Origin of the sequence: Sphingomonas sp. Leaf339 (assembly GCF_001426195.1) — a bacterium.
In the GTDB taxonomy this organism is placed as follows: Bacteria; Pseudomonadota; Alphaproteobacteria; order Sphingomonadales; family Sphingomonadaceae; genus Sphingomonas.
Genome location: NZ_LMRS01000018.1, coordinates 1 through 7,956 on the forward strand (window position 1 = coordinate 1; position 7,956 = coordinate 7,956).

Here is a 7,956-nt window from a genome sequence, read left to right on the forward strand (position 1 = left end):
GCCGGTCAGATACGACAAGCGCCGCTACCGGCGCCGCAGCCGCATCGAGATCATGTTCGGCCGTCTGAAGGATTGGCGCCGCGTCGCCACTCGCTACGACCGCTGCCCAACCGTCTTCTTCTCTGCCGTCGCGCTCGCGGCCACTGTCATCTTCTGGCTATGACCAATGAGTCCTGACCCTAGGCAAAGCTTTTCCTACTGTAGGCCCATTGCTTTGCCAATTAAGATAAATTTCGGCACTTCTAAGCGCCGTTCGAATAGTTCTGCTTTGTTGATAAGCGACGGGCAATTGCCAATGCATCTGGCTACCTCGCGCTGGCTTTTACCCCAATCTATGAGCTGCGAAGATAGCGGTAGAACGCTGTCTCAAATCGGGACTCTGGTCTGTGTACATGCGATTAACGTTCGATTAACGTGATAGACGGGCTCGCGAGAATCGCGGGAAAGGGAGATAGTGGCATGAGCATTTCGATGTTTATCAAGGCAACTGGAACGTCGCTAGCGGCTTGTCTAGCGATAGTGGCTGCCCCTGCTACCGCACAGAATCGCTACGTGTTCGGTGGCTCGGATACTGAGGTTGCACCGCGAGCAACGATCACTTTTGATGGTACTACGACGTTCGCTGCTACCGACACCGGGTGGATCAGTAGCGCAGGTGAGCATCAATTGGGCAATGCTAATTACATCACGGGTTCGTTCGCCTCGGTTCGGTTTAATAGCTGGTTTAACTTTGCTCTTGGCGCGGCTGCACCGCTCTCGCCGTATACGTCCGCAGTGCTTACGCTTAAATCCGGCTTCACAGAAGGCGTAACTAGCGCAAACCCGGCAGCTTTGACCCTATTCGATGTAAACGCGACGCTCTTGGAGCTCGACGCTCAAAGGGACAGTGGTGATACAATTGGGCAGGGCTTATTTACCGATCTTGGGTCAGGAGATAGCTATGGCAGCTTTATCTTCTCTGCTCCAACTGTCGTAGGTCAAACAATCTCGATCTCGCTGAACAGCAACTTCCTTGGTCGGGTCAACGCTGGACTCGTACAGGATTTCTCGATCGGCGGGACATTAACCCCGTCTTCCATTGCGGCAGTCCCCGAACCCGCAACTTGGGCGATGATGTTAGTAGGCTTCGCTATGGTCGGTGGCGCTGCCCGTTATCGGCGCCGGACAACCAGGATCGCTTACGCCTGATATAACCCGAATTAGACGTTACCTATGGCCACTAATCGCTTGATTAGTGGCCTTTTTCTCAGCCTAATCGCGGCAGGCGCCATAGGCGGGGCGCGTTTGCCAAGCCATGATGCTGCCGTGCATCAGCCCGGATCATCGGTAGGCGTCAAAGCGCCTCAAAATGATGCTACCAAATAGACCGGAAAGGTCTGTACTTCTGTCCATTTGCTCTTAACCATACCGTTCTGCTCGCAACTAGCGGTCACAACGGGAGTAACGGCATGGAAATTATGAAACTAGTGCTCGCAGCAACGATGTTTGCAGGTAGCGTTACGGCAGCCCCCGCCAACGCCGCGATAATATTCTCTCAGTCGCCTACTGGATACATCGGTACAGCAATTAATAATCCGAGCGGTGGTAACCCGCAGAACTTTCTAAATCAGTTCTCGTTATCCGCCGCAACGAATGTTAACGGCTTTGACCTACGGTCGTTAATGCCAGCCGGCCCGGTTAGCGTCGGACAAAGCGTGACGATTAAGCTCCGCAACAGCATCGCGGGGAACCCCGCTGCCACTAACCTCTTTTCTTTCAGTACTACGATAACGTCGATATCGAATAACTTCCTCCGCGCCGACTTTTCTAACATTTCGCTTGAATCTGGCACGTACTTTATCGGTATGTCGGGTAACGGCTTTAATATCGGGCAGGACTTGTTCAACGATAACTCGGTTTCGAACAAGCTTATCCTGATTTCGGGTGATACTATTCCTGTTAGAAACGGTTTCGTGTCTGCGTTCAACGTTTACGGTGACGCGGTAGCGGGCGCCGTTCCAGAACCCGCCACTTGGCTTACAATGCTGGTAGGGTTCGCTATGGTCGCTGGTGCTGCACGCTACCGGCGCCGAAGCGTGAAAATCGCTTACGCCTGACAGGACAAAGGCGACCGTGGAGCCGCTAGCGTCGAGCCAGCGGCTTCATTGGTTCCCGCCTTCCAACGTGCAATTTAAAGATTGCCGACCGAACAGTTCATAGGTTCCGTAACGGAATCCCAGCTAAGTGTATCAAAACAGGACGTTACACCCTGATATAGTATATGTTGACCGCTTACGACGACATTAACCTGAGATAAACAGCCGTTCAGCACCCGCCCCGATGGCCTTGGTGCCAAGGGGGAACTATGATGAAAAAGATTCTGGCGGCAGCGCTTGCCGCAACGAGCATGTTTGCCATCACCCCGAGCGCCGAAGCTGCGGTTACGGTAAATTTCTCTTTTGATGGCGCGAGTGGCTCCACGGGCTTGGTTACAGGCAAGCTACTCTTTAATACGACCGGAACTAACGTTGCAGCGTCCGAGGTTTACATTCTATCAGCGCCTACGGGCGTATTAAATACCACTTCTGCTAACCAGAATTTGTTCCAGTACGGAAATACTGCAAGCGTTAATTCATTCACTGTCTCTGAATCTGGCATTGTAACAGCGGCGAAGTTTAACATAAACGCCAGCAATGTATTTAGAACTTGGCTGGATATCTCCAATTCGAACAACAAGAACGCCAATCAAGTTTTTAACTTCGTTAATTCTCAAAAAAGCCTTAACGTAGATGGCTTCTTGGGCATTACTTTTACCCCAGAATCGGCTGTCACGGCAGTTCCCGAGCCCGCCACTTGGGCAATGATGCTGGTAGGTTTCGCTATGGTAGGCGGTGCCGCCCGTTATCGTCGTCGTTCGTTCAAGGTAACCTACGCCTGATCTAACTTCCCCGTTTGCGGGCGTGGGTGAGGAAGGGTCGTTGGTCGGAAGGCCAGCGGCCCTTTTCGTTTCAAGATCGCCGCGTTGTCGGGAACTGGTAAGCGAGGCTGGCGTTTCTACCCGCACTACTCTGTCTCCCCCCCTTTATCAGTGTGGTTTGATATGGGTCGCTGACCGCCAGTCAGCGGCCCTTTTTTATGTCCACCGCATTATCGATGATAACATAATCCGGTCTTGGACCGATGTAGGCCCGTTCCAAGCTTTCAACCGACAGACCAAGAGCCGCAAGCTCGTTGATCCGTTTAGCGTAATACGCCAGCAGCGCCTTTACCCCTTCGTCCACGGCGTCATCGTTCAGTTGCCGGGACGCTAATAGCCATCCTCCACGGTCGTATTTAATCACGTCCTGTTGGGCGAGCTTCTTGCAATGCCGGAAGGTGGTTCCGTAGCTTAGGCCGGTCATCGCCGAAATAGTGCGGACGCCGATCGGGACGCGAACATCATCGGGTGTCGGCTTGAACGCATAGGCACGGCTTAGATCATAGTCCGTGGTGACGTGCCGGACGTTTGCCACGATGATGACGATCCAGACTAGCTTGCTGGTCCAGTCAATAACCGGTTCGCGGGCAATCTCGTAAGGCACCAGCGATATGTCCAAGGCCGCTGAAAGGGTTGCTGCCAGAAGGCCCCGGTGCGGTACACTACCAGCACCATTAATAGGAAGGTCCGGCGCTAGGTCCTCTACCAACCTTATGAGTCGGTCATGCGCGCCTACAAGAAACGCAACGACGGCTGGCGCAACGGCGGGATCATTGCTGATTGCCACCCCATTGTCCGATACGATGGCCAAGCCTTGTTCTTGTAGCGCCGAGACATAGCGATGAATGCTGGCATAGGGCGCATCAAGAGACTGCGCGATAGCACGGATTGATAGGGATTGCGCGATCCGCACCGGGGGACCGATGACGCCGTTGACCACCCAATCAGAGGCGCAGCGGCTAAGCAGCAACAACGCTACGACACCCCATTCGTATCGGCCTTTCCCCAACTCGATAACAGCAAGGGTGGACGACAAAAGGCCCTCGTTACCCAGCCGAGACAAGCGCCTGATAGGTAGTTTGTCCATACGCCCCTCTTACCGATTTGTCCGCCGTAAGGGAGGCTGAGAGCATCGACTGTCCCAAAGTGGCGCGCTGTCCAATTTGGATAGCTAGGTCGTGGACAGTCAGTAAACCATCGCTATCTGGTCCAGCCCTCACCCCGTGTCGGGATCGTCCGACGCGGTACCTTTGGGGGCAATATGAAGACTAAAATTTTCGCACTCGCGCTCGTCGCTAGCGCAGTCATCACGGGATCGGCCAACGCCGCCACTCGTACCTTCACTATCTCGGATGGTATGTTCACGGATGGAGGCACGTTCGGAGGATCGTTTGCCTTCAACGGCAGCGCCTATCAGTATACCAACGTCAAGATTTTTTCCAAAGGCGGCATTTTCGGAGATTATGACTACAGCGACCGTGATATAGACTATGGCTTTGCTAACGAGCTAGTTTTAGATGCACCGGGGCAACGCTTTTTCAATATTAACTTCTTGAATAGTTTGTTGGGCGCGGAAAATCCTAGCTTTCGTAGTTCTATTAGGGGCTACGAGCTTAATTCGGCTAATGACGATCGAAGAATCAAATCGGGCCTTTTATCCGTTGCTGCCGTCCCCGAACCCGCAACTTGGGCCATGATGCTAGTCGGCTTCGGTATGATCGGTGCAACCACCCGCTATCGTCGCAAGAGTACCGCGATCCGCTACGCGTGATCTTTTAAGCGAGTATAAGATAGGGGCTGTCACCTTCGGTTGGCAGCCTTTCCACAATGCCGCCTTTAGAGATACCGTAAAGGGCGGTAAAGCGTTTAAGGGCGTTGGGGAGTCAGGGTTCCGGTCAACTGTTTTGCCTTCGGTTGGTCGGCGGCTGCACCTTTAGCGTGAATGTCGCCGTTATTCGCACATCATTCGGGTCGAACACCCTTCGAGTTAAGTAGGCTCGCTCGCATATCGGACGGCGACATTCCATAGACTCGGCGAAACAGCTTAGTGAAATCCGATGGATCACCGGCAAAGCCCGCTTTCAACGCCAATTCACTGATCGGTGCGGTTGGCGTCATTCGGAGCGACTCCAGAAACGACCGCAACCGATGGTCCCGGAGGTAGGCAGCCACAGTGATACCCTGATTTGCAAAAGCGTTGTATAGCCTGCTTCGTGATACGTTGAGCATGGATGCAATCTTCGTAGTCGTTAGTTCGGGATCGGAGCTTGCCGCATCAACAAGGTGTTTGACCCGCGCAACCATATTCGACTTTGCTTCAAGTGTGCCGCGTTCCCCTTGTCGGATCATTGCGAGGGCTACTTCGGTGGTAGCAGACAAGACAACATCAAACGCCGCTGACGAAATTTCGCCCAGAGCGCCGACCATGTAGCGCACCTGCATCCCAAACAACGTAGCAAGTTCGTCATCGGTAAAGACGTGACCTGCTACATCATACAAATGGCTGGCATCCATCTTTGCTATCGCGCTCGATCTCGGAACAAAGATCGCGACCACATGCCCGGGATAGTTGCGCATTACATGCGGAATAGCCGTATCAAGCGTGAACACGTCGCCCTCGTTCAGGTACAGGAGCTTTCCGGCCGTCTCTACCTCCATCCGCCCATAAGTGATGAAGCATATGAGCAAGCCGTCCATGCTGTCGGCATCGTCATCTTCCTTTCGCCGGCCCGTCATGCCTGGGTTGCGGGATATAGCGTGGAGGAAGGCTGCGCTTGATCCAGCAAACCAGCGCATCGTCGTATCAACTGGTTGGCCATTGAAGCTGACCGGCGGGATGCGGCGATATAGGAACGCGTTTTCTAAGTAATCTTTGGCATCTGGGGGTGCGTCGTTGCTGTCGATCTGCGCGGCTTCGAAATGCCTTGCGCGCCAAGGGTAATACGGGTTCGGCCTGGGGGATTTCATGGCGTTGAGATAGCAGTCGCCGTCAGCAAACATCAGGGAAATTGTCGCGCCGTGCAGGGGATTTGTTCGGCTCTGTAATGAGTGCGCTATGCCGATCTGTACCGGCATGAGACAGAACACAAAACCCCCGGCCTGATGGACAAAAGACCGTGCTGACAGTCGCCGTCGTCTACCTTAATCGCCTCTCTAACAATGGCGGTGGCCGGTGCTGCACTTGGGGCGGCAAGCGACGGGGAATGGATCATGAGAAAGCTTTCAATCTTTGCACGTAACGCCTTGTTCGCCATTCCGCTGATCGCGTCGGCGCAAATGGCTTCGGCACAAACCACGGGCACACCGCCGGGGGGCGTGGAGTCCGGGCCGTCGTTTTCGTTCACGACATCGGGTTCGATCACCGGGGGTATCAGTTTCGCTTTCGCTCCCCCGACAAATCAGTATCCGACCTACAGCAATCCAACGAACGGCTCTGCCGTGAATGGCAATCTCTACCTTTTCAGCAGCCCATATGCCGGAACGACTGCCGGACTGTCATTGGCGCCCGGCTACAGTAACTATCTCGGGCAGGCGTCCGTCGCTAATGGGTCCTACACGTTCGGCAGCAATATCGTGCTGAACGGCGGCCAAACCTATTATGCCTATTCCGATCTGGTGGGCCTTGCCGGGTCGTCCGTGTACCGGGTCAACCTCCCCGCGATTGGAACGTCTGATCCTTATGCGGTCGGTCTTCCGTCGAACACGTACAGCAATGTCACTATCACTTATCCCTATGGTTACGGAAATCTCAACACCAGCAATATCTACACGACGGGCACCGGGAATGGCCAGGCCTGGACAGCGCCGGTGGTGCCGGAACCCGCTACATGGCTGATGATGCTAGTAGGTTTTGGTCTTATCGGTGCAACCGCCCGCTACCGCCGCAAGGGCGTCCAAGTCCGTTACGCCTAATGCCCTCGTTTTAGGCGTGGCGAGGGGGTCGTTGGTCGAAAGGCTAGCGATCCCTTCCTCGTATCCCGCTCGTAACACCCGGGATCGAATCCCCTTGTCCAATGTTCCCGTTTCGTTCTACGAGTGAGACAAGGAGTTAGTCATGGGGGCTCTGTCAGTCCAAATGCACCGGCTGGTAATCAGGGCAGGATAGAGCGGTGGCATGCCCCGCCCGCGCAAGCCAGCCAGCCCGTTCCGCTACTTCAACTCCTCGCCTGAGGTGATCCGGCTGGTCGTGCTGATGTACGTCCGCTTCCCGCTGTCGTTGCGGAATGTGGAAGACCTCCTGTTTGAGCGCGGGATCGACATCTGCCACGAAACTGTGCGGATGTGGTGGAACAGGTTCGGCCCGGTGTTCGCCGGCGAGGTGCGCCGCAAACGGGTGAGTCGGATGCGAGGCTTCCGGCATTGGCGGTGGCATTTGGACGAGATGTACGTGAAGCTTAATGGCGAGATGGTCTACCTGTGGCGAGCGGTGGATCACGAAGGCGAGGTGCTGGAGAGCTACGTCACCAGGACCCGCGACAAGGCGGCGGCACTCACCTTCATGAAGAAAACGCTGAAGCGCCACGGCTCGCCAGAGACGATCACCACGGACGGCTTGCGCAGCTACCGCGCTGCGATGAACGAACTGGGTGATGCCGAGAAGCAAGAGGTGGGTCGTTGGGCGAACAACCGCGTGGAGAACAGCCACCTGCCGTTCCGACGACGGGAGCGGGCGATGCTCAGGTTCAGGCAGATGAAGACGCTGCAGAAGTTCGCCTCCGTCCATGCCAACGTCCACAACCACTTCAATCTCGAGCGCCATCTCATCGACCGCCAGACCTACCGAGAGAGACGCTCCGCCGCACTGGCGGAGTGGCAGGTACTCGCCAGCTAGGCTGCTACCCTTAAAGACCGACCTGCATCATGTGGAGAGCGGTTCGCGTTAGACTGACAGCACCGTGCAGGGCGGTGTGCACCTTGCCCTGATGATGGATCTCGCCGACATAGGTCGGGCATTTCAGCATGGCGTGGAGCTGGCCGCGGCTGAAGACGACGTCGCCAAA

Annotated in this window: 6 protein-coding genes and 3 pseudogenes; 7 read left to right on the forward strand and 2 right to left on the reverse strand. The window is 55.2% G+C overall.

Going from position 1 to position 7,956, the window contains the following annotated elements; genetic code table 11:
• The 4 genes and pseudogenes from ASG67_RS10110 to ASG67_RS19820 all read left to right on the forward strand — a co-directional run.
• Positions 1-163 (forward strand): transposase (locus ASG67_RS10110; RefSeq protein ID WP_156460750.1); only part of this gene is annotated, 163 nt, incomplete at its 5' end.
• Between the two features lie 296 nt (positions 164-459).
• On the forward strand, positions 460-1,188 hold the full coding sequence (locus tag ASG67_RS18360; protein WP_082543447.1) for a PEPxxWA-CTERM sorting domain-containing protein: 729 nt from the start codon (positions 460-462) through the stop codon (positions 1,186-1,188).
• An 800-nt stretch (positions 1,189-1,988) separates the two neighbouring features.
• Positions 1,989-2,096, forward strand: a pseudogene (locus ASG67_RS19815) (PEPxxWA-CTERM sorting domain-containing protein); the annotation flags it as partial.
• 710 nt (positions 2,097-2,806) lie between these two features.
• Positions 2,807-2,917, forward strand: a pseudogene (locus tag ASG67_RS19820) (PEPxxWA-CTERM sorting domain-containing protein); the annotation flags it as partial.
• A 181-nt stretch (positions 2,918-3,098) separates the two neighbouring features.
• On the opposite strand, the gene ASG67_RS10120 reads toward ASG67_RS19820, so the two are convergent.
• Positions 3,099-3,992, reverse strand: coding sequence for a hypothetical protein (locus ASG67_RS10120; RefSeq protein WP_156460752.1), 894 nt, complete (start codon positions 3,990-3,992; stop codon positions 3,099-3,101).
• A gap of 624 nt (positions 3,993-4,616) precedes the next feature.
• Between ASG67_RS10120 and ASG67_RS19825 the strand changes: the two are divergent.
• Positions 4,617-4,727 (forward strand): annotated as a pseudogene (locus ASG67_RS19825) (PEPxxWA-CTERM sorting domain-containing protein); the annotation flags it as partial.
• A 191-nt stretch (positions 4,728-4,918) separates the two neighbouring features.
• Here ASG67_RS19825 and ASG67_RS10130 read toward each other — a convergent pair.
• Positions 4,919-6,031, reverse strand: a complete 1,113-nt coding sequence (locus ASG67_RS10130; RefSeq protein ID WP_056529404.1) for an AraC family transcriptional regulator — start codon at positions 6,029-6,031, stop codon at positions 4,919-4,921.
• A gap of 135 nt (positions 6,032-6,166) precedes the next feature.
• Between ASG67_RS10130 and ASG67_RS10135 the strand changes: the two genes are divergently transcribed.
• Both ASG67_RS10135 and ASG67_RS10140 read left to right on the forward strand, forming a co-directional pair.
• A complete protein-coding gene (locus tag ASG67_RS10135) occupies positions 6,167-6,868 on the forward strand; it encodes a PEPxxWA-CTERM sorting domain-containing protein (RefSeq protein ID WP_235535156.1) in 702 nt (233 codons plus the stop codon).
• Positions 6,869-7,070: 202 nt separating this feature from the next.
• The gene (locus ASG67_RS10140; RefSeq protein ID WP_056529410.1) at positions 7,071-7,787 is read left to right on the forward strand and encodes an IS6 family transposase; all 717 of its coding nucleotides are present in this window, start codon (positions 7,071-7,073) and stop codon (positions 7,785-7,787) included.
• The last annotated feature ends 169 nt before the right edge of the window (positions 7,788-7,956 follow it).